We start from the raw sequence: 22,604 nt of genomic DNA on the forward strand, positions 1-22,604 counted from the left end.
GTCATGAGCGGTTGTCTCCGTGCGCGTCTTTTGTGATGCAGGTCACGGACTACAACGACCGTTCCCCCCTCAGATACGCAGAAGAGGCCCGGTTTTCGAGAATCACTCCTCGAAAACCGGGCCTCTGGGCCGAATGGGTCAGGCCATTGGGTCAGGCCGTGGTCGTGGCCTCCGCGGCTCCGGCCGCCGACCGTGACTCCTGGCCGACGTTGCGGGTGTCGGCCTTGCGGGCCAGGTCCGCCACCGCGGTGTTGAACTGCTCGATGGACGTGGGCTCGTCCGGGCCCAGCAGGTACTGCTTGAGCTCCTTGCGGTCCTCGGCCAGCGGGTCGCCCGCGAGGTCGCGGACCGCGCTCAGCAACTCGCCCAGCTCGGCGGCGCTGTTGGACAGGATCGTGGCGGCGCGCACCGCGGTGTTCTGCCGCTTGAACTCCTCCACGCCCAGCTCCGCGGAGTCCGTCACCGCGTACGGCTTGCCGCTCGCGATGAAGTCGGAGACCACGGAGGAGATGTCGGAGACCATCGCGTCGGAGACGTTGAAGCAGTCGTACAGCCGCGGTTCGGCGCCGGTGATGACCCGGTGCTCGTGGAAGCCGAAGGAACGCCAGTAGGCGTCGTTCCACTCGGCGCGCAGCCGGGCGATCTCCTCGTGCTTGGCCACGTCGACCAGCCCGTCACGCGTGGCCTCGGCCTCGTCGCCCTTGTCGCCGCCGCTGCCGGACAGCTGGGCGATCCGCGCCTCGACGCGGGTCAGATCGGCCTTGGCCTGCGCCTGGGCGGCCGCGTCCGCGGTGAAGCGGGCGTCGGTGGCGCGCTCGGCGGCGGCCTTCTCGACCAGTGCGGTGATGCGCGCGTGGGCGGCACCCGCCTCCTTGCTGACCGTGCCCGTGAAGGGGTGCGGCTTGTACAGGACGCGGACCGGCGGGTCGGCCTTGATCAGCTTCTTGACGATGTTCTCGCCGGCGAGCACCAGGGAGGTGTTGCCGGGGTTGCCGTCCCAGCCCTCCCAGGTGGGCGCGTAGAGAACGGTGGGCATACGGCCGTCGGGCACGCCCTGCCAGGTCTGGATCGGCGCCAGCTGCGGGCGGCCGACCTCCACGATGTCGTCGTCGCGGACACCGACGTCGGCGATGGCGTAGCGGTCGCGTCCCGCGCGGCCGGCGGTCCACACCTCGTCGTACACCTTGCTGAACGGGTTGACGCTGGCCAGCTTGTCGCTGTCGCCGTGGCCGATGAAGACGTGCTTCATGGTCGGCACGCGCAGCAGGTGGATGTTCTTGCCGACGTTCGCCGCGTACAGCGCGACGCGCACGGTCGACAGGTCCATGTTCATCAGGTGCACCCCTCCGGGCACGCAGATGACGGGGACCGTGGTCGGCGCCAGGTTGTTCAGTATCGCCCGCTCACGCAGGATGATCAGCGGCTTGGAGTCCAGCTGCTCCATGGTCTCCAGCCACATGTTGACCTGGTAGGCCGAGTCCTTGGAACCGGAGAAGTAGAGCACCGTCTCGGGCCGGTAGCCGGCCAGCCAGTCGTCGACCGCGGCGAGGACCGTGTCCGCGTTCGGCGGGATCTTGCTGCCGCGCACGTACGGCACGAGCGCGAGGACGTACAGGGTGCCCAGCGCTATCGTCGCGCCGATGCCGACGAAGGCCGCGAGCGTCTCGTCCGTCGCGGCGGAGACCAGCACGCCGACGACGGCCAGCAGGTCCAGGTGGAGCATCTTCTCGGCGGAGCGGTTGAGCAGGCGGCGCGGCGGGGCGTCCGGGATGCGGATCCGGGCGGCCAGGTCCACGTTGCGGGTGGCGACCGGCATCCGGCGGCGGTTGCGGATCAGGGTGACCAGCGCGCCGTGCGGGGCCTGGAGGCCGTAGAAGGCGATGAAGCAGGCGACCGCCCCGTAGAAGACCAGGCCGTCCGCGAGGTCCAGGCGAGCCAGCAGCAGGATCAGCAGCAGCTGCCGGATCAGGAAGCGGATCGACAGACCCGCGCGCACCTTGCTCAGGCGGTTGATCAGATAGCTGCTCTTGCGATGCAGATAGTGGTCCGCCAGGTACGTCACTGCGGCCGCGGCCGCGAAGGCGGGAACGCTCGGGACGAGCGCGGCCAGCATGAGCACAGGGAAGCCCAGGATCATGAGGGCCGCCGCGGCCAGCTCGGCCGCACTGCCCACCCGGGCGACGCGAATGGCTCTGGTTATCACGGAGGAACCTGCTCTTGGAGGGGGAGTGCCGGTTTTGTTCTGAGGTGCAGCGAAAATGTGAGGAATTCGCGAGAGGTACTGATTCAGGCCCCTGCGAATGCTCCGATAACGGGCAGACACAGAGGCCTGAATAACAGATGTCTAATTGCGGTTGATTATGCCACGCCGTCCTGACGGTCCAGAACGGAGGCCAGCGCCTGCTCGAAGCCGGAGGCCTTGCCCGCGGCGGCCGTCGGGTCCTGCTGGCGCACGTCGATGACATGACCGGTCAACTCGGACAGCAGCACGTCGAGCGAGGTACGGGCCACGACCTCGGAGGACAGCAGCGAACCGGCCGGCTCCTGACCGAAGGCCTTGGTGCGCATGGGAGTTGCGGTGCGCTCGGGGTTCACGCAGTTCACGCGGATGCCGTCGCCCGCCCACTCGTCGGACAGGGCCTGGGTGAGGTTCACCATCGCGGCCTTGGTCGAGGAGTAGAGGCTGTACTCGGCGCGGCCTCGGGTGTAGCTGCTGGAGGTGTAGAGGAGCAGCTGGCCCTTGGTCTCCGACAGGTACTTGTACGACGAACGGGCGATCTGCACCGGGGCGAGGTAGTTGACCTTGAGGGCTTCCTCGATGGTCGCGTTGTCCGTCTCGGCCAGCTTGCCGATGCGCAGCACGCCGGCGGTGTTGACGACGTAGTCGATGCGCCCGGTCTCGCCGTACGCCTTGGACAGCGCGTCGTCGACCTCCTCGGGGTTCTCGACGTGCGTGCCGGTGGTGGAGCGGCCCAGTGCGTACACCTTCGCGCCGTAGGACTCGGCGAGTTCGGCGATGTCCTTGCCGATGCCGTACGAACCGCCGAAGACGACCATGGTCTTGCCGGTCAGCAGCTCGCGGTAGGCCTCCTCGGAGACCTGCTCGGGCGCGGCGGTGGAGGCCAGCTGGAAGAGCTTGTCGGCGATGAAGACGTCGACGGGCTGGGTGACCTTCATGTTGTACTCGTCGCCCGCGACGACGTGGATCGGCACGTCCGGCAGGTACTTGAGCACGACCGAGCAGTCGTCCGTGGCCTGGAAGTTGGGGTCACCGGCGGCGACCTCGTAGGCCCGCTTGATGGTGGACAGCTTGAAGGCCTGCGGCGTCTGGCCGCGGCGCAGCCGGGAGCGGTCCGGGATCTCGGTGATGAACTCGCCGTCCTCGCCGTGCGTGCGGGTCACGATGATGGTGTCCGCGGACGGGATGGCGACGTCGACGGCCTGGAAGCGCTCCAGGGCGACCACGCAGTCGTCGATGACGCGCTGCGACAGCAGGGGGCGAACGGCGTCGTGGAACAGGACGTTGAGGTCCTCGCCCGCGGCCAGGCCCTCGCCGAGCGCCTCGATGGCACGCTCGGTGGTCTCGTTGCGCGTGGAGCCGCCCTCGATGATCTTCTTGACCTTCGTGAACCCGGCCTTGGCCACGATCTTCTCTATGTCCGGCACATAGCCGGGCGCCATCAGGACGATGATGTCGTCGATCGAGTCGGCGTTCTCGAAGGTGGTCAGGGTGTGCTCGATGACTGCCTTGCCGGCGATCTTCAGCAGCTGCTTGGGGATCGAGAGACCCACGCGCTGACCGGTACCGCCGGCCAGGATCACTGCGGTGGTACGGGGCTTGGCGATGTGCTGGGACACAGGTGACCTACCTCGGGGCGACAGGGAACTTCGAAATGGTCCCACTTGGGGTTACCGCAGTGCAAGGTGAGCGCCGTCCGCCGCATATGTGCGCGCCATCTGTCATTCACCTTGTACTCCTGGTGATTGAGGAGACCGTTGTGGTGAGCACCCTGGAATTGCTGTGAGTAACTCCACAGCGAGTTGTGTATTGCTGTGTGTGACGACCGTACCGCTTCGCGGCGCCCCGGCCGCTTCGGGCTCAGCCGCGTCGCAGCCGCTTCAGACACCGGTGGCCGAGCACCTTCACGAGTTCCCTGGACGAGGTCTGGTGCACCGTCCGCGACTTGACCGGCGCGGTGTTCCGGATCGGCGCGGCGGCGGCCGCGGCCAGCGCGCCGTACAGCGCCTGAGCGGCCACCTCGGGAGCGATCCGCGGTTCCGCGAGGGTCTCGGTGCCGGGCTTCGCCACGGCGGACAGCAGGGCCGGGTCGCCGAGGACGCGCACGCCCGTCGCGCCGATGGACCGCGCCATCTCGGCGCCGATCTCCGCCGCGGCCTCGACGGCCCACTGCGGGGTGCAGATCTTCACGTCGTGCGGTGTCGGGCTGCACGCGTTCTTCATATGCATGACCGCGCCGTGCCGCACCAGCCTGGAATACAGCTCGTCAGGGAGTCCATTGCCGCGGAATTCCTTATTAAGATTCCGCAGCATTTCGGTCTCGGCGAGAGTCAGGGAACGGTTCGCGGTGTCGGGGACCTCCTGGAGCAGGTCTTCCGGGAGACCGAGGAGCCGCTCGAAGGTGCGCATCAGCCCGTCGCGGTCGCGGTCGTCGACCACGACGACGGTGACCCGCTCGGCGCCGACCGCCCGGACCCAGCGCTCGACCAGCCGGTCGTGCCGGTGGCGGCGCCAGAAGCTGGGGTTGGGCTTCTCGTAGGGGGCCTTGCGGAGCATGTGCTCCAGCCACTCCTCGTACCCCATGCGCAGCCCGTTCTGCACGTACTGCTGCCACTGCGAGGGCATGATCCTCGCCAGCGGGCGCAGGGTGACCAGGACGTGCACACGGTCGCCGCCGAGCTGCTCGACGATCCGGGCGATCGTCGCGTCGTCGGGGGCGTCGGCGAAGAACTCGCTGCTGATGACCGAGGTGGTGTGCCGCCCGGCGCCGTCGACCCGGTCCACCAGCTGTAGCCACTGCTTCTCGCTGGGGCCGGCGTCGCCCATCATCCCGGGCCGGGCGCAGGCCGCGAGGACGGCCTCCATCGGATGCCGGGTGGTCGCCGGCCACAGGACGCCGTGCTCGCCGAGCCGGTCCTTGGCCGCGAACATCGCGCCCTGGATCGACGTCGTGCCGGTTTTGTGGGGGCCGATGTGCAGCAGGCGGGTGCCGGCGGGCAGCGGGGCGATCACGCCGTCGTTCGCCCGGCCTTCATCTCTCGTACAGTCCGTCTCCATGGTCAAGGGACGGTAAGAGGGGTTCCTGAGACTGTGCTGAGAGAGACCTGGGACACAGATGAGTCCCAGGCTCCCGTCACACAGACTTCATACGAGGCCCGGTGTTCACGCGAGTTCGACGCCCGGCCGTCCGGCCTCGACCCGCAGGGCGGCCAGCGTGCTCGCGGTCGCCGTCGGCTGCCGGACCGTGTCCACGACCCTCACCCGGGCGTCGATGCCGTGCTTGTCGATGTCGAAGAGGTGGTAGCCGCGGTGGGCGTCGAGCAGCTTCCAGTGCGGGTTGTCCCCCATCAGCGGGTCCCACTGCTTGCGGAAGGCGTCCTGGTCCTGGTCGCCGTTGCTGGAGATGGACGTGCCGACGAACTCGGCGCCGACGACGTCGGAGTCCGGGTCGGCGAAGTCCTCCTTGAGGTCGCTGATCATCGTCAGATGGCGGTCGCCGGTGAACACGACCGGGTTGCGGACGTCGGCGAACTCCTGCATGAGGGCGTTGCGTTCGGCCTGGTAGCCGTCCCAGGCGTCGTAGTACCAGAGCTTGCCCTCGCCGACCTTGAGGTCGGTCTCGGCCATCATGATCTGCGAGGCGATGAGGTTCCAGCGGGCCGGTGAGTCGTGCAGCCCGTCGAGGAGCCACTCCTTCTGCCGGGCACCGAGCATGGTGAGCGAGGGGTCCTGGGCGCCCTCCTGGGTGGTCGCCTGGTCGCTGCGGAACTGCCGGGTGTCCAGCACGTTGAGCCGGGCGAGGCGGCCGAACTCCAGGCGCCGGTACATCTGGATGTGCGGCCCGTTCGGCACCGAGGTCGCACGGACCGGCATGTGCTCGTAGTACGCCTGGTAGGCCGCGGTGAGACGGGCCACGAAGGCGTCGTGCGTCTGCTTGTCGGGGTCCTGCGGGATCTCGCCGGCGAAGTCGTTGTCGACCTCGTGGTCGTCGAAGGTGACAACCCAGGGCGCGTTCGCGTGCATCGCGGCGAGGTCGGGGTCGCTGCGGTACTGGGCGTAGCGGTTGCGGTACTGGACCAGGCTGTACGGCTCGCCGGTGCCCTCGTGCCGGCGGACCCCCGTCGAGGCGGGCGACGACTCGTAGATGTAGTCGCCGACGAAGAGCACGACGTCGGGGTCCTGGGCGAGCATGTCGGCGTACGGGGTGAAGTAGCCGTGCTGGTAGTTCTGGCAGGACGCGAGCGCGACGCGCAGGCTGCCGCCCTTGCTGTGCGGGTGCGGGGCGGTACGGGTACGGCCGGTGGGCGAGAGCTGGCCGCTGGTGCGGAAGCGGTACCAGTACGCGCGGCCCGGGCGCAGACCCCGTACATCCACGTGAACGCTGTGCCCGTACTCGGGCCGGGCCTGGGCGACACCGCGGCGGACGGGCTTTCTGAAGCGCTCGTCCTCGGCGATCTCCCACTCCACCGGCACCACCCGGTCGGGCATCCCGCCGCCGTTCAGCGGGTCCGGGGCGAGCCGCGTCCACAGCACGATGCCGTCGGGCAGCGGGTCGCCGGAGGTCACGCCAAGGCTGAACACCCCTTCGGGCAGCGGGGTCTCGGCGGCCCGCGCGGCCGTCGGCAGCCACAGCTGGGCGGAGGCGGCGGCGCCGAGCACGGCGGCCCCGGCGGTCAGAAAGCGGCGGCGGTCGGGCGAAACTGCTCCGGTCATCGACGAACTCCCTTGCCTCACTGGCCTCATGGACATCGGAAGCTCACGCCTGTGGAAGGTCCGCCCGCTGAACGGCGGGGTTCCCGTGCGTGACAAGAAGGAGGACAACAGAAGACCCGTCACGGCACACGAACTCATCGTGGCCGCAACGGGTCTGAGGGATGATCAGACGATTCCGCTCAGTAGGCGAAGCCGGACCCCAGCCGCGCGCCCGTCGCCGTGGTGCCCAGCAGTGTGGTGCCGAAGGCGGTCGTGCCGTTCGGCGCCACGATCGTCGCCGGCAGCGGTACCCCGCCCGGCTCGACGACGTAGGACTCCGTGGAGCGGAAGCTCCACACGAACCCGGTGTCCGCGTTCTCCCCCGGCGCCCCGACGGCCGCGTCCGCCAGTCCGTCGCCGTTCGCGTCCCCGAGGTGGACGGCCGTGCCGAACGCGTCGCCCTTCTCGGCGGTGCCCGGCACCATGCCGCTCTCCTGCGTGACCACCTGGTGGGAGCCGACGCCGGTCAGCCCGTCGGCCCGGCCGCTCAGCACGACCACGGCACCGGCGTCGGTGACCGACCCGAGGTCCTCGCCGGGCACCCCGGTGAGGACGTCCAGATAGCCGTCGCCGTCGACGTCCCCGAGCTGGACGTCGGTGCCGAACCGGTCACCCTTCTCGGCGGTGCCGGGCACTCCGGGGCTGTCCTGGTTGAGGAACTGCGCCTTCTCCACCCCGTCCGGCCCGTCGGGAGTGCCGGGGATCCAGGCGACACGGCCGCCCTTGGCGAGATAGGCGTCGTGATCGCTGGCGTAGCCGTCGACGGCCCGGCCCACCACGATGTCGTCGTAGCCGTCCCGGTTCACGTCCCCGACGTCGAGGCTCTCGCCGCCCTGGAGCCCGGCGCCGTCGATGTCGTAGACCAGCGTGAAGGGGTTGAGCCCCGTCCCGTTGCCCAGCCAGTACACGACCCGGCGGGAGTCGAAGGTGTCCGCGTTGTTCTCGGCGCCGACGACGTCGGTGCGGCCGTCGCCGTTGACGTCACCGGTGGCCAGGTCCAGGACGCGGCTGTCGTAGCGGTCCGCCACCAGCTGCTCGCCGCCGTTCGCACCGCCGTGTGTGAAGGGGCCCTTGAGGACCCGCAGGTCGTGCTGGTTCGCCACGGTCACCACGTCCGGGGAGCCGTCGTCGCCGATGTCGCCCACGGTCAGCCGGCCCTTGGCGCCGAGCTTGTCGTACGCCTTCCCGCTCGCCAGGGACGCACCGCCCGCGAGCCCCTGCGCCCCGCCCCACACGACCTCGACCAGCCCGGCGTCGGTACCGGCGCCCGTGTCCTCGCCGCCCGCACCGACCACCAGGTCCGCGTAGCCGTCGCCGTCGAGGTCGGCGGTGGTGAGCGCGGAACCGAAGCCGTCACCGGCCTCGACGCTGCCCGGGATCCCGGCGGAGTTCTGCGTGAACACCTTCCGTCCCGTGGTGGTCAGCCCGTTCCTCGACCCGTACAGCACGGCCACGTACCCGGCCTTGGCCTTGCCGCCCACGGTCGCCACGGGCGCGGCCACCGCGAGGTCGGTGTACCCGTCGCCGTTGAAGTCGTCCTGGAGCCGCGCGCCGGCGGTCCCGGAGTCCGCCGCCGCCGGGACCGCCGCCCCGGTGACGGCCAGGACCACGGCGACGGCCAACCCCCAGGCCTTGGTGCGTCTGTTCATCTCACCCTCCCCTGTTCTGTTTCTACGGTCGTGTCGGCGCCCTCAGTCCCCCAGCGACGCCCCGAACCGCGCCCCCGTCGGCGTCACGCCCACCGTGGCCGCGCCGAAGGTGAAGGCGCCGCTCGTGGTGATGCCGCCGGACGTGGCGGACAGGACCCACACGGAACCGTTGTTCGCGTTCTCGGCCGGGTCGCCCACGACCAGGCCGTACTTCTTGTCGCCGTCGGCGTCGACGAGCGCGGTCGCGGTGCCGAAGCGGTCGTTCTTCTCGGCGGTGCCCGGAACCCCGCTGGTGTTCTGGCTGAACGCCTTGGCGCCGGTGCCGGTCAGGCCGTTCGCGCCGCCGCGCAGCACGAGCACGCTGCCCGCGTCGGCGAGGGTGCCGAGGTCCTCGCCGGGCAGGCCGGTCGCGACGTCCTGGTAGCCGTCGCCGTTGGTGTCGCCGATGGACAGACCGGTGCCCATGCCGTCGCCGCGCTCACCGGCGCCGGGGACACCGGGGGTGTCCTGGTTGATCCACACCGGCTTGCGGGTGGTGGAGGCGCCGTTCGGGCCGCCGTAGACGATGCCCAACGCGCCGCCCTTGGTGGGGAGTTCGACGTCGCTGTCGTAGCCGTCGATGGAGTGGCCGATGACGATCTCGGCGTAGCCGTCCTTGTTGAGGTCGCCGACCGCCAGATCCTCGCCGCCGAAGCGGCGCCCGTTCGGGTCCTTGAGCCAGACCGGCGCGCCCGGGCCCTGCGAACTCCCCAGCAGCAGCGCGGTCTTGCGGGAGTCGGGCTCCTCACTGTCCCGGGCGCCGACCGCGAGGTCCGCGATGCCGTCGCCGTTGACGTCACCGGCCGCGATCGTGGTCGCGGTCTGGAAGTCCTCGGTGTCGATCGTGAACGTGCCGGTGCGCGCGGCCGTGCCGTGACGGTCGAACGGGCCGTACAGGATGTCGCCGTAGCCGTCCTGGACGCCGTACTCGTTGGCCAGCGTGATCACGTCGGGGTGGTGGTCGCCGTCGACGTCCCCGACGGTGAAGCCGGTCGTCCAGGCCGAGTCGGGCAGCCGCACGAGGTTGTCCCGGTCGGCCGAAAGGCCCTTGGGGCCACCCCAGTTGACGGTGACCGTGTTGCCCGGGTCGCCGTCGACGGGCGACCAGTGGATGAACGACATCAGGTCGGCGTAGCCGTCGCCGTCGAGGTCGGCGCTCTGCAGGTCGCTGCCGTAGCCGGTGGGGGTCGACTCGTCGTACACCCTGGAGTCGTCCAGAACCTGTCTGCGGGCCGTGGCCAGGCCGTTCGCGGCGCCGTACAGCACGGTGACCGAGCCCGCCTTGAGCGTGCCGGCGCCGCTCGTCGGCGGGGCGCCGATCGCCAGGTCCGCGTAGCCGTCGCCGTTGAAGTCGTCGTGCAGCCGCTTGCTGCTCGGGGTGGCGGCGGTCGTGGCGGCACCGGCGGCCGGAACCGCCACCGCACCGGCGAGCAGGGCGATGCCGGTGGCGAGGGCGAGGCGTCTGGACATGCGAACTCCGGTTGTCGCAAGGGCAGTTGACCACGGAAGAGTCAAGATCCTCTTCCGTGCTGCCCAGTACGACACACCGGAGTCACCGTTGGTTGCCCTGCCATGGCCAGGGCTTTTCCTGCCGTTAACCGTTCTCGAACACCACTGCCCGACGGCTACTTCTCGACGGCTACTTCTCGACGGCTACTTCTCGAACGGGTCGAAGTCGTCGTACTCGCGCTCCGACTCGTCCCGTTCGGCCTGCTTGTCACGGCGGCGCTGGGCGGCCGGGCGCGGGGCCTCGAAACGGTGGTCCTCACCGCGGCGACCCAGCATCTCGGCACCGGCCATGACGGTCGGCTCCCAGTCGAAGACGACCGCGTTGTCCTCGGGGCCGATGGCGACGCCGTCGCCGGAGCGGGCGCCCGCCTTCATCAGCTTCTCCTCGACACCGAGGCGGTTGAGCCGGTCGGCGAGATAGCCGACGGCCTCGTCGTTGCTGAAGTCGGTCTGGCGCACCCAGCGTTCGGGCTTCTCGCCGCGCACCCGGAACAGCCCGTCTTCCTCGCGGGTGACGGTGAAGCCCGCGTCGTCGACGGCCTTGGGCCGGATGACGATCCGCGTCGCCTCCTCCTTCGGCTTCGCGGCACGCGCCGTGGCGACCACCTCGGCCAGCGCGAAGGACAGCTCCTTGAGCCCCATGTGCGCCACGGCGGACACCTCGAAGACGCGGTAGCCGCGGGCCTCCAGGTCCGGGCGGACCATCTCGGCGAGGTCCTTGCCGTCCGGGACGTCGATCTTGTTCAGGACGACCATGCGGGGCCGCTTGTCGAGCCCGGCGCCGTACTGACGCAGCTCCTCCTCGATGATGTCGAGGTCGGAGACGGGGTCGCGGTCGGACTCCAGGGTCGCCGTGTCCAGCACGTGCACCAGCACGCTGCACCGCTCCACGTGCCGCAGGAACTCCAGACCCAGGCCCTTGCCCTGGCTGGCGCCCGGGATCAGACCCGGCACGTCGGCGATGGTGTAGACGGTCGAGCCGGCGGTGACGACACCGAGGTTCGGCACGAGGGTCGTGAAGGGGTAGTCGGCGATCTTCGGCTTGGCCGCGCTCAGCACCGAGATCAGCGAGGACTTGCCCGCGCTCGGGTAGCCGACCAGCGCCACGTCGGCGACGGTCTTCAGCTCCAGGACGATGTCCTGCATGTCCCCGGGCACACCGAGCAGCGCGAAGCCGGGCGCCTTGCGGCGGGCCGAGGCCAGCGCCGCGTTGCCGAGGCCGCCGCGACCGCCCTGGGCGGCGACGTAGGAGGTGCCGTGGCCGACGAGGTCGGCGAGGACGTTGCCGGCCTTGTCCTGGACGACGGTGCCGTCCGGTACGAACAGGACGAGGTCCTGGCCGTCCTTGCCGGAGCGGTTGCCGCCCTCACCGGGCTTGCCGTTGGTGGCCTTGCGGTGCGGGGAGTGGTGGTACTCCAGGAGGGTCGTCACCGACTGGTCGACGGTCAGGATGACGTCGCCGCCCCGCCCGCCGTTGCCACCGTCGGGGCCGCCGAGCGGCTTGAACTTCTCCCGGTGGACGGAGGCACAGCCGTGACCTCCGTTACCCGCGGCGACATGCAGTTCGACGCGGTCCACGAAGGTGGTCATGTGGGGTGCCTCCAGAAACGTACGGGTTGTTTACTTACGTGCTGTGTCTCATTAGAAACACGCGAAAGGCGGACCCGCCTTCCCACCAGGGAAGTGAGGTCCGCCTCGCGCGAAGCTTCCGATCAGTGCCTGATTCAGGCGACCGGAACGATGTTCACGACCTTGCGGCCACGGTGCGTACCGAACTGCACCGCACCGGCGTTCAGCGCGAACAGCGTGTCGTCGCCGCCACGGCCGACGCCCGCACCGGGGTGGAAGTGGGTGCCGCGCTGGCGGACCAGGATCTCACCGGCGGAAACGACCTGACCGCCGTAGCGCTTCACGCCGAGCCGCTGGGCGTTGGAGTCGCGACCGTTCCGGGTGGACGATGCGCCCTTCTTGTGTGCCATGTCTCCTCAGTCCCTTACTTCGCAGCCGCGGGGATCGACGTGACCTTGATCGCCGTGTACTGCTGGCGGTGGCCCTGACGACGGCGGTAGCCGGTCTTGTTCTTGTAGCGAAGGATGTCGATCTTGACGCCCTTGTGGTGGTCCACGACCTCGGCCTGGACCTTGATGCCGGCCAGCACCCACGGGTCGCTGGTCACAGCGTCGCCGTCGACAACGAGCAGGGTCGAGAGCTCGACCGTGTCGCCAACCTTGGCAGTGGAAATCTTGTCAACCTCAACGATGTCGCCGACAGCAACCTTGTGCTGGCGACCACCGCTGCGCACGATGGCGTACACGCGGATCTCACTCTCTCGCTCGGGAACGGCACCCCCGCAGTCCAGCCGCCCGGCAGAACGAGCGGCCTCTCCCGGCCGTGAGGCCCGAGAGGATGAGGTTTACGGGGATGTGGCGCGCCCATATCCAAGGACACGCCGACGGTCAAGGTTACGGGGCCGCTGCCGAACGGGTCAAACCGGCCCCGTCCAGGTCACCCGCCGAGGCCGGTCCGGTACGCCACGCACTCCTCGTACGAGGGCAGCATCCCCTGCTCACGGGCGTCCGCCAGGCTCGGCGCCTGCTCGTCCTTGGCGGACAGCAGCGGGGCGAGGTCGGCCGGCCACTCGATGGCGAGGTCCGGGTCGAGCGGGTGGATGCCGTGCTCGCGCTCGGGGGCGTACCCCTCGGAGCACAGGTAGACCACGGTGGCGTCGTCGGTCAGCGCCATGAATCCGTGGCCGAGCCCCTCGGAGAGATAGACGGCGTGGTGGTCCTGGTCGTCGAGGCGGACGATCTCCCACTGGCCGAAGGTGGGGGAGCCGACCCGGATGTCCACGATCACGTCGAGGACCGCGCCGCGCACACACTTGACGTACTTGGCCTGGCCGGGCGGCACGTCCGCGAAGTGGATGCCGCGCAGGGTGCCCCGGCTGGAGACGGACATGTTGGCCTGGGCAAGGGTGAGGGGGTGGCCGGCCGCCTCGGTGAAGAGGGGGGCCTTGAACCACTCGTGGAAGCTGCCCCGGCCGTCGGGGAAGACCTTCGGCTCGTGCACCCAGGCGCCGGAAATCGAAAGAGGTCGCATCACAGTCCTCAGCTCTTCTTCTGCACAGGTCGCGTCACAAGCATCGCAACGCGCCCTCAGCTCTTCTTCTGCGGGTTCGTCAGGGCCCGCTTGACGCGTCCGGCGACCCGGCGCCACAGCGGGCGCGGCGGGGCGGGCTGCTTCTTCGGCGCCGGCTTCGGGGCGGGCTCGGCCGACGGGATGTGCCGGTCGATGACCTTGGCGGTACCGTCTGCCGCGACGACCACGTCAACCGGGAGCCGGGTCCACCTCGGCTCGCCCCGGTCGGCGGACGGCAGCCCGATCCGGACCGCCCAGCGCGCCCCGACGAGCCACTCCACCGGCAGCACGGCGGTCACCGCACGACCATCCGCCATCGCCTCGGCGGCGACCTTGCCCGCGTCCTTGCGCTCGAAGCGCAGCTGCACGGCCTCCTCACCGCCCACCGCGAGCGGCAGCGGCAGCGTGACGGCCGTGCCCTCCACGGCCGCCCCGGCCGGATCCACCAGCACCACGGCCTCGCGCTCCAGCTTGCTGGTGTGCTGGTCGACGTCCAGGGACAGATTCCCCGGCCCGTCCGTCCAGTACGGCAGCACCAGCCGGCGCGGCTCACCGGTGAGCGCGGCCAGCCGCCCCGGCTCCACGCCCTCCCCGTGCACGGCACCGATCCGGCACTCCCTGCTCCAGCCGCCGGCCTTGATGCGCAGGTAGAAGTCCCAGATGCCCTTGGCCAGGGGCGCACCCGCGGCGGCGGTCTCCGGGTCGAGCACGGCGGTGGCCGTGATCCGCTGCCGGAAGGCACCTTCCTCTTCGGCGTCCTCGACATCGACCTCGTGCCGCTCGCTCTTCAGCGGCAGATAGAACTGGGTGGCGTCGTCCCGGTTCCGGACCACCAGGTCCACGTCGCTGTCACCCGTCCGCGCGTCCAGCGTGATGCCCTGCCCGGCCAGTGCCTCGCGCGCCTTCTCGGTGAGCGGCAGGTCGAGCACGTCACGTCCGTCGTCGCCGCGGCGGAAGACCAGAGGGCCGCCACCGGACTCGTACTCCGCCCCGAAGCCGATGCTCAGCCGGCCGTTCTCCCAGGTCAGGGAGGTCAGCTCGCCGGTGGGCCGGATCGCGGCCTCCCAGTGGGCGAGCTCGCGGAGGTCGTCGTAGAGGTCGGCGGCGACGAGGCCCGCGACGACCCGCTGCATCGGGGCGACATGGGTGAGGACACCGGGTCCGAAGCGTTCGTTGACGACGCCGCGGATCTCGCGGTAGAGCTGCTCGGCGTAGTCCTCGGGGAGCTTCAGGAACCGCTTGCCGCGCAGCCGCTCGACCATCTCGTTGCGCAGCCAGCGGCTGAACAGCCGGTCGCGCAGGGGGCCGGGCTCGGTCAGCTCCTCGACGACGTCGAGGGCCTCGCGGAGGTTGCCGAAGTAGCCGGCCGGGTCGAAGCGCTGGAAGCCGGCGTTGGAGCCGTCGTCGCGGGCGATGTGGTAGTAGCAGAGGTAGTCGCCGAGGACGGCGACGCTCTTGGCCCGCAGATAGGCCTCGACGACGAAGACATGGTCCTCCAGCCGTCGACGCCCCTCCTTGAAGCGGATGCCGTGCTCGGCCAGGAACTCCCGCCGGAACATCTTGTGCGGGGTGAGGCTGTCGATCAGCGGCGCGTTCCCGACCGTCACCCGCGGCCGGTTGACCCGGAACAGCTCCTGCGGCACCGGCCGTCCGATGCCCGCCATCTTGCCCACGACGACATCGGCGTCGTTCGCCGTGCCGTACGCGTACATCCGCTCCAGCGCCTCGTCGCCGAGCCAGTCGTCGTGGTCGACGAACATGACGTACTCGCCGCGAGCCGCGTCGATGCCGGTGTTGCGGGGCTTGCCCGACCAGCCGGAGGACTCCTGGTGGACGACGTGGAAGTGCGGATGCTCGGCGGCCAGCCGGTCCAGCCGGGCCGGGGTCTCGTCGGTGGAGCCGTCGTCGACGAAGAAGACCTCGAACTCCTCCGGGGGCAGGCTCTGCCGGAGCAGTCCGCCGAGGCAGTCGTCGAAGTACTTGCCGGGGTTGTGCACCGCGATGACGACGCTGACCTTGACGGTCACGCGGGGTTCTCCTTCGTCTGGACCCGGTGGATCTCCGGGAAGGCCTCGGTCAGCGCCGTACGCCAGTCCCGCAGGGGCGTGAGGCCGGCCGCCGCGAAGCGGTCGTGGCCGAGGACGCTGTAGGCCGGGCGGGGCGCGGGGCGGACGAAGGCCTCGCTGGTGGTGGGGCGGACCCGGTCCGGGTCGGCGCCGAGCAGCCGGAAGATCTCCCGGGTGAGGCCGTACCAGGTCGTCTCGCCGGAGCTGGTGCCGTGGTAGACGCCGGCCGGGGCGGTGCCGGCCAGGGCGCCGCGGCCCAGGTCGTACAGCAGCCCGGCGAGGTCGGCGCTCCAGGTGGGCTGGCCGCGCTGGTCGTCGACGACGTCCAGGGTGTCCTTGACGCCCTCCAGCTTGATCATCGTGCGGACGAAGTTGGGGCCGCCCGTGCCGTACAGCCAGGCGGTGCGCACCACGTATCCGCGCTCGATGCCGAGCACGGCCCGCTCCCCGGCGAGCTTGGTGCGGCCGTAGGCGCTGCGCGGGCCGGTGGGGGCGTCCTCGGCGTACGGGGTCGTCGCGTCGCCCGGGAAGACGTAGTCCGTGGAGACGTGCAGGAGAACGGCGCCGGTGGCGGCGCAGGCGGCGGCGAGATGGGCCGGGCCGTCGCCGTTGATCCGCAGGGCGTCCTTCTCCTGGCTCTCGGCGTCGTCCACGGCGGTCCAGGCCGCGCAGTTGACGACGACGGCGGGCAGGTGGGTCTTCAGGGCGCCGCGCACGGCGTCGGCGTCGGTGAGGTCGAGGGCGGCCCGGTCGAGGGCGACGGTCCGCTCCCCCGCCTCGGCGAGCCGGGCCAGGACGTCCTGGCCGAGCATGCCACCGGCGCCGGTGACCAGCCAGATGCGGTTGTCGGTCACAGCGCGGCCCGCTCCTTCAGCGGCTCCCACCAGGCGCGGTTGTCTCTGTACCACTGCACGGTCTCCGCGAGGCCCTGCCGGAAGCTCTTGCGGGGTTCGTACCCGAGCTCCTCGCGGATCTTCGTGCAGTCCACCGAGTAGCGGCGGTCGTGGCCCTTGCGGTCCTCGACGTACTCGACGCTGGTGTCCCAGTCGGCGCCGCAGGCTTCCAGGAGCAGCCCGGTGAGCTCCTTGTTGGAGAGCTCGGTGCCGCCGCCGATGTTGTAGACCTCGCCGGCCCGGCCCTTGGTGCGCACCAGCTCGATGCCCTGCACGTGGTCGTCGATGTGCAGCCAGTCGCGGACGTTGCCGCCGTCGCCGTAGAGCGGGACCTTCTTGCCGTCGAGGAGGTTGGTCACGAAGAGCGGGATGACCTTCTCGGGGAAGTGGTGGTGCCCGTAGTTGTTGGAGCAGCGGGTGACCCGCACGTCCAGGCCGTGGGTGCGGTGGTACGACAGCGCGATCAGGTCGCTGGAGGCCTTCGCGGAGGAGTACGGCGAGTTGGGCTGGAGCGGGTGCGTCTCCGGCCAGGAGCCCTCGTCGATGGAGCCGTAGACCTCGTCGGTGGAGATGTGCACGAAGGTCCTGACACCCGCGCGGTGGGCGGCGTCGATGAGCGTGTGCGTGCCGACGACGTTGGTGCGGACGAACTCGGCGCCGCCGTCGATGGACCGGTCGACGTGCGACTCGGCGGCGAAGTGCACCACCTGGTCGTGCTCGGCCATCAGCTTGCCGACCAGCTCGGGGTCGCAGATGTCGCCCTGCACGAACGAGAACCCGGGGTGCGCGCGGACCTCGTCCAGGTTGGCCGGGTTGCCCGCGTACGTCAGCTTGTCGAGGACGGTGATCTCGACGTCACCGGGGCCCTCGGGGCCGAGCACGGTACGGACGTAGTGCGAGCCGATGAAACCGGCGCCGCCGGTCACCAGGATTCTGGTGGTTGTCATGAGGAGATCTGCACCTTGCTGTGATCACCGAGCACGAGCCGGTGGGCCGACGGGTTACGGGGGGCGGGCGTGACCTCGACGTCACGTCCGATGAGCGAGGCCTCCACCCGGCGCACACCGGTCACGGACGAGCCGCGCAGCACGATGGAGTACTCGATTTCGCTGTCCTCGATACGGCAGTCCTCGGAGACCGAGGTGAACGGGCCGATGTAGGCGTCGTTGACCACCGATCCGGCCCCGATGATCGCGGGCCCGACGATCCGGCTGCCGCTGATCCGGGCGCCCGCCTCGATGCGGACCCGGCCGATGATCTCGCTGTCCGCGTCGACCGTGCCCTCGTTCACCGCGGGGACGGTTTCCAGGACCGAGCGGTTGACCTCCAGCATGTCGGCGACGTTGCCGGTGTCCTTCCAGTAGCCGGAGATCGTGGTGGAACGGACGTCGCGCTTCTCGTCGATCAGCCACTGGATGGCGTGCGTGATCTCCAACTCGCCGCGCCAGGACGGCTCGATGGAGCGCACGGCCTCGTGTATCGCCGGGGTGAAGAGGTAGACGCCGACGAGCGCGAGGTCGCTCTTGGGCTGCTTCGGCTTCTCCTCCAGGCCCACCACCCGCCCCCCGGCGTCGAGTTCGGCGACACCGAAGGAGGTCGGGTTGGGCACCTGGGTCAGCAGGATCTGCGCCTCGGGCCGCTCGGCCCGGAACTCCTCCACCAGACCGGTGATACCGCCGACGATGAAGTTGTCGCCGAGATACATGACGAAGTCGTCGTCACCGAGGAACTCCCGTGCGATCAGCACCGCGTGGGCCAGGCCCAGCGGCGCGTCCTGCGGGATGTAGGTGACCGCGATGCCGAACTGCGAGCCGTCGCCGACCGCTTCGCGGATCTCGTCCGCGGTGTCGCCGACCACGATGCCGACTTCGGTGATCCCGGCGTCGGCGATCGCTTCCAGGCCGTAGAAGAGCACGGGCTTGTTGGCGACCGGCACGAGCTGTTTGGCCGAGGTGTGGGTGATCGGGCGGAGGCGAGTGCCCGCTCCCCCGGAGAGCACGAGTGCCTTCACGTATTGAGCCCCAATGACTGTGCCGAGAGGGGATGAAACCCCAACTGTCAGGATTTGTCGTCGATCTCGGTTTACATCGTAACCATGCCACTTGTAGGACGGCTCGCACTCCATAGGGGTTGCCCATTTGGAGGGAAAAACATGAGCCGCCCCCCGGTCGAAAGACCGGGGGGCGGCTTCATGTGCGCGCGGGTGGCGGAGCGTCAGCCCTCGTCCGCCGCCGTGGAGACGGACGGGACGGACTGCTGCTCGGCCGCCGCCGTCTTCTTCGACGCCGCCTTCTTGGCGGTCGTCTTCTTCGCGGCGGTCTTCTTCGCCACCGTCTTCTTGGCCGCCGTCTTCTTGGTGGCGGCCTTCTTCGCCGTCGCCTTCTTGGCCGTCTTACGGGCCGTCTTCTTGGCGGGGACCTCGGCCTCTTCCGCGGCCACGGTCTCCGTCGCCGTCGGCACGACCACGACGGCCGCTTCCTCGGACGCGGTCGGCGCGGTGGCCTTGCGCACGGCGCGGCGCCGCGGGCGGGCCGGTGCGGCGCTCTCGGCGACCGGCTCGGCCGGCGTCTCGGGCTGCGCGGCCGGCGCCTCCTCCGCCACGGGGGCGGTCTCGGCGACCGTCACCACGGCGGCCTCGGCACCCGCGGGCGACCCGGCCGGCGCGGACACCTTGCGGGTGGCGCGGCGACGGGTACGGCCCTTGGGCGCGGCCTCCTCGACGATCGGGTCCTCGACGGCGACCGGCTCGGCGTGCGCCTCGGCGGCCGGCTCCGGCTGCACCGGACGCTCGACCTCCTGCTCGACGGTGACGTCCTGCGCGGTCGGGGCGGCCGGGACGGTCTCCTCGACCTGCTCCGCCCGCTCGTTCCGCTCGGCCCGCTCGGACCTGTCCGCCCGCTCACGGCGCGGCGCACCGGCAGGCGCCGACGCCCGCCGGCTCGTCCGGCGCCGCGAACGGCCCCGACCGGCCGCGGCCTCCGCCTCGGCGGCGCTGCTGTACAGCTCCTCGTCCGGCTCGAAGACGGGCGCGGGCAGCGCGACCGGCTCGGCGACCTCGGCGACGAGCTCGGCCTCGGTCTCCACGTCGGCGTCGTGGTCGTGGTCGTGGTCCACGGCCTCCGCCGCCACCGCGGCCTCGTGCACGTGCTCGATGCCGCCACGCCCGCGCTTCTTGCGCTTGCCGCCGCCCCCGACGGAGGTCGGCTGCTCCATGTGGACGATGACACCGCGGCCGTTGCAGTGGACGCAGGTCTCGGAGAACGACTCAAGCAGGCCCTGGCCGACCCGCTTACGGGTCATCTGGACCAGGCCCAGCGAGGTGACCTCCGCGACCTGGTGCTTGGTCCGGTCCCGGCCCAGACACTCCAGGAGGCGCCGCAGCACCAGGTCCCGGTTGGACTCAAGGACCATGTCGATGAAGTCGATGACGATGATGCCGCCGAGGTCGCGCAGCCGCAGCTGGCGCACGATCTCCTCGGCCGCCTCCAGGTTGTTCCTGGTGACGGTCTCTTCCAGGTTGCCGCCCTGACCGGTGAACTTGCCGGTGTTGACGTCGACGACGACCATCGCCTCGGTCCGGTCGATCACCAGCGAACCGCCGCTGGGCAGCCAGACCTTGCGGTCCAGCGCCTTGGACAGCTGCTCGTCGATCCGGTAGGTGGCGAAGACGTCGACCTCGGAGGTCCACTTCGACAGCCGGTCGGCCAGGTCGGGCGCGACGTGCGAGACGTATCCGTGGATGGTCTCCCACGCCTCGTCGCCGCTGACGACGACCTTGGTGAAGTCCTCGTTGAAGATGTCGCGGACGACCCGGACGGTCATGTCCGGCTCGCCGTACAGCAGCGTCGGGGCGTTGCCGTTCTTCGACTTCTTCTGGATGTCCTCCCACTGCGCCTGGAGCCGCTCGACGTCGCGGCGCAGCTCGTCCTCGCTGGCGCCCTCGGCGGCGGTGCGCACGATGACGCCCGCGTCCTCGGGGACGATCTTCTTGAGGATCGTCTTCAGCCGGGCCCGCTCGGTGTCGGGCAGCTTGCGGCTGATGCCGGTCATCGAGCCCTCGGGGACGTACACGAGGTAGCGGCCCGGGAGAGAGACCTGGCTGGTCAGGCGCGCGCCCTTGTGGCCGATCGGGTCCTTCGTCACCTGGACGAGGACCGACTGACCGGACTTCAGGGCGGACTCGATGCGCCGCGGCCCGTTGGCCATGCCCAGCGCCTCGAAGTTGACCTCACCGGCGTACAGGACCGCGTTGCGCCCCTTGCCGATGTCGATGAACGCGGCCTCCATGGACGGCAGCACGTTCTGGACCTTGCCCAGGTACACGTTGCCGACGTACGAGGTGGCCTGCTCCTTGTTGACGTAGTGCTCGACGAGCACGCCGTCCTCCAGGACGCCGATCTGCGTGCGCTCACCGCTCTGCCGGACGACCATCACCCGCTCGACGGCCTCACGGCGGGCCAGGAACTCGGCCTCGGTGATGATCGGGACGCGGCGGCGGCCCTGCTCGCGGCCCTCGCGGCGGCGCTGCTTCTTGGCCTCCAGACGGGTCGAGCCCTTGATGGACTGCACCTCGTCGGACGGCTCGGACTTCGGACGCGGCTCGCGGACCTTCACGACGGTGCGCTCGGGGTCGCCGTCGCCGGGCTCGGCGTCGGTGGCGGAGTCACCTGCGCGACGCCGACGGCGACGGCGGCGACGGCTGCTGGAGGACGAGGAACCGCCCTCGTCGTCGTCCTCGCCGTCCTCCTCGACCTGCTCGGCGGTGTCCGCGCCGTCCTGATCGGCCCGCTCGTCCTGATCGGCGGCGAGCTCGTCGCCGTCCTCGGCGTCCGACTCGGCGGACTCACCGCGGCGACGGCGACGGCCACCACGGCGACGGCGACGGCGGGAGCCGCCCTCGTCCGAGTCGTCCGACTCGGAGTCGACGACGTCCTCGGCCGACTCCTCGGCCTCCTCCGGCTCGTCCTCGGCGGGGGTCTCGACGGCCTGCGGCGCCTCGGCCTCCGCGGGCTCACCCCGGCGGCGGCGACGGCGGCGCGCGGCGACCGGCTCCTCCTGGGGCTCCTCGGCGGCGGGCTCCTCGGGCTCCTCGACCTCCGCCTCGGCGGCGGCCGCGGCGGCGGCGCGCTCGGGCGTCTGGAACTGCGGCTCGGCGAACACGGGCGCCTGGAAGACGGCCACCGCGGGCCGCGCGGGCCGACGCGGAGCGTCCTCCTCGGCGGCCTCGTCGCCCGCGGCCCGCGCGGGCTCGGAGAACCCAGTGGCGGCCCGGCGCACGGAACGCCGACGGGCGCGGCGCGGGGCCTCTTCCGCGGCGGGGGCCTCCTCGGCCGGAGCCTCGGCAGCGGTCTCGGCCGGCTTGGAGTCGGCCGTCTTGGTCTCGGCCGTCTTGGTCTCGGCCGTCTTGGTCTCGTCGTCAGCGCTCACGGGCGCCTCCACGGTCTCGGGCGCCTCGGTGGGCGCGGACACTCGACGCGTGGCACGCCGACGGCCCCGACGGGGGGCCTCTTCCTCGGCAGGGGCGGCTTCCTCGGCGACGCTCGTCTCCGGCTCGACGCTCACCGGAGCCTCGGCCTCGGGGGCGGCGTCGGTGTCGGCGGCGGGGGCCCCGGCGGGCGCGGAGGCCCGACGAGTGGCACGACGCCGCGTACGGGGCGCGGGCGCGGCGGCCTCCTCGGTCCCGGACTCCTCGGCGACCGGAACCACGGCTTCGGGCTCGGCAGCGGCGGCCACGACGGTTTCGGCGGCCTCGGGGGCGGGGGCCCCGGCGGGCGCGGACGCCCGACGAGTGGCACGACGCCGCGTACGGGGCGCGGGGGCTTCTTCGGCCGCCGTCGGCTCTTCGGCGGGCGCGACGGACGCGCTCTCCTCGGCCACCGGCACGACGGTCTCGGCGACCGCGGTGTCGGCGGCGGGAGCCCCGGCGGGCGCGGAGGCCCGACGAGTGGCACGACGGCGCGTACGCGCGGCGGGCGCGGGGGCCTCTTCGATCTGGTCGGCCTCGGCGCTCGCCGTCGGCTCCTCGGCAGCGTCCTCGGCGGCCGGTATGGCCGGCGTCACCTCGTCCGGTGCCTCGGCCGCGGCGGCGACCGGCGAACCCGCCGGTCGGGACGCGGCCCTGCGCCGACGGCGCGGCGGCAGGGTGTCGCTGGGGGTGTTGAGTTCGGAACCCTCGGTGGGTTCGGTCGGCTCGAGCATGCGGGCGTTTCTCCCGTCAGGCTCCCGGGCGCCGCGCCTGGTCCGGCGATGCCGGTGACGTCCGCGGCTCGCGCGATGCGCGGTGCCGCCGTCCGGGGCGCGGGCGCCGCACGGGAGCTCT

The 22,604-nt window shown here is 70.9% G+C and carries 15 protein-coding genes; all 15 read right to left on the reverse strand.

Annotated features, from left to right (window positions below; all coding sequences use genetic code 11):
* Positions 1–151: 151 nt before the first annotated feature.
* The 15 genes from ACIHIX_RS17310 to ACIHIX_RS17380 all read right to left on the reverse strand — a co-directional run bounded on the left by ACIHIX_RS17310 (position 152) and on the right by ACIHIX_RS17380 (position 22,483).
* Positions 152–2,203 carry a hypothetical protein gene (locus ACIHIX_RS17310; RefSeq protein WP_399956231.1) on the reverse strand — a complete coding sequence of 684 codons (2,052 nt, stop codon included), beginning with the start codon at positions 2,201–2,203 and terminating at the stop codon, positions 152–154.
* Positions 2,204–2,358: 155 nt separating this feature from the next.
* On the reverse strand, positions 2,359–3,858 hold the full coding sequence (locus tag ACIHIX_RS17315; protein ID WP_399956233.1) for a D-ribitol-5-phosphate cytidylyltransferase: 1,500 nt from the start codon (positions 3,856–3,858) through the stop codon (positions 2,359–2,361).
* Positions 3,859–4,099: 241 nt separating this feature from the next.
* A complete protein-coding gene (locus ACIHIX_RS17320) occupies positions 4,100–5,296 on the reverse strand; it encodes a hypothetical protein (protein WP_399956235.1) in 1,197 nt (398 codons plus the stop codon).
* A gap of 105 nt (positions 5,297–5,401) precedes the next feature.
* The gene (locus ACIHIX_RS17325) at positions 5,402–6,952 is read right to left on the reverse strand and encodes an alkaline phosphatase D family protein (RefSeq protein WP_399956237.1); all 1,551 of its coding nucleotides are present in this window, start codon (positions 6,950–6,952) and stop codon (positions 5,402–5,404) included.
* 179 nt (positions 6,953–7,131) lie between these two features.
* A complete protein-coding gene (locus ACIHIX_RS17330; protein ID WP_399956239.1) occupies positions 7,132–8,640 on the reverse strand; it encodes an FG-GAP-like repeat-containing protein in 1,509 nt (502 codons plus the stop codon).
* A gap of 42 nt (positions 8,641–8,682) precedes the next feature.
* Positions 8,683–10,149, reverse strand: a complete 1,467-nt coding sequence (locus ACIHIX_RS17335) for an FG-GAP-like repeat-containing protein (protein ID WP_399956242.1) — start codon at positions 10,147–10,149, stop codon at positions 8,683–8,685.
* A 183-nt stretch (positions 10,150–10,332) separates the two neighbouring features.
* Positions 10,333–11,778 (reverse strand): GTPase ObgE, encoded by a 1,446-nt coding sequence (gene obgE, locus ACIHIX_RS17340; protein WP_399956245.1) that lies wholly within the window; start codon positions 11,776–11,778, stop codon positions 10,333–10,335.
* A gap of 134 nt (positions 11,779–11,912) precedes the next feature.
* Positions 11,913–12,167 (reverse strand): 50S ribosomal protein L27, encoded by a 255-nt coding sequence (gene rpmA, locus ACIHIX_RS17345; protein WP_164435564.1) that lies wholly within the window; start codon positions 12,165–12,167, stop codon positions 11,913–11,915.
* A 14-nt stretch (positions 12,168–12,181) separates the two neighbouring features.
* Positions 12,182–12,502, reverse strand: coding sequence for a 50S ribosomal protein L21 (gene rplU, locus ACIHIX_RS17350; RefSeq protein WP_399956248.1), 321 nt, complete (start codon positions 12,500–12,502; stop codon positions 12,182–12,184).
* Between the two features lie 191 nt (positions 12,503–12,693).
* Positions 12,694–13,287, reverse strand: coding sequence for a dTDP-4-dehydrorhamnose 3,5-epimerase (gene rfbC / locus ACIHIX_RS17355; RefSeq protein ID WP_399956251.1), 594 nt, complete (start codon positions 13,285–13,287; stop codon positions 12,694–12,696).
* A 56-nt stretch (positions 13,288–13,343) separates the two neighbouring features.
* Positions 13,344–15,353: a glycosyltransferase gene (locus tag ACIHIX_RS17360; RefSeq protein WP_399956254.1), complete on the reverse strand. Its 2,010-nt coding sequence runs from the start codon at positions 15,351–15,353 to the stop codon at positions 13,344–13,346.
* Entirely contained in the window at positions 15,350–16,246 is an 897-nt protein-coding gene (rfbD, locus tag ACIHIX_RS17365) for a dTDP-4-dehydrorhamnose reductase (protein WP_399956256.1), read from the reverse strand. The genes ACIHIX_RS17360 and rfbD overlap by 4 nt, the downstream gene beginning before the upstream one ends.
* Positions 16,243–17,232 carry a dTDP-glucose 4,6-dehydratase gene (rfbB, locus tag ACIHIX_RS17370; protein ID WP_399956259.1) on the reverse strand — a complete coding sequence of 330 codons (990 nt, stop codon included), beginning with the start codon at positions 17,230–17,232 and terminating at the stop codon, positions 16,243–16,245. Before rfbB ends, rfbD begins: the two co-directional genes overlap by 4 nt.
* Complete coding sequence (locus tag ACIHIX_RS17375) at positions 17,229–18,296, reverse strand: glucose-1-phosphate thymidylyltransferase (RefSeq protein ID WP_399956262.1); 1,068 nt, start codon at positions 18,294–18,296, stop codon at positions 17,229–17,231. Before ACIHIX_RS17375 ends, rfbB begins: the two co-directional genes overlap by 4 nt.
* 203 nt (positions 18,297–18,499) lie before the next feature.
* Positions 18,500–22,483, reverse strand: coding sequence for an Rne/Rng family ribonuclease (locus tag ACIHIX_RS17380; RefSeq protein WP_399956265.1), 3,984 nt, complete (start codon positions 22,481–22,483; stop codon positions 18,500–18,502).
* Between the last annotated feature and the right edge of the window lie 121 nt (positions 22,484–22,604).

Source organism: Streptomyces sp. NPDC051913 (genome assembly GCF_044593635.1).
Taxonomy (GTDB): Bacteria; Actinomycetota; Actinomycetes; order Streptomycetales; family Streptomycetaceae; genus Streptomyces.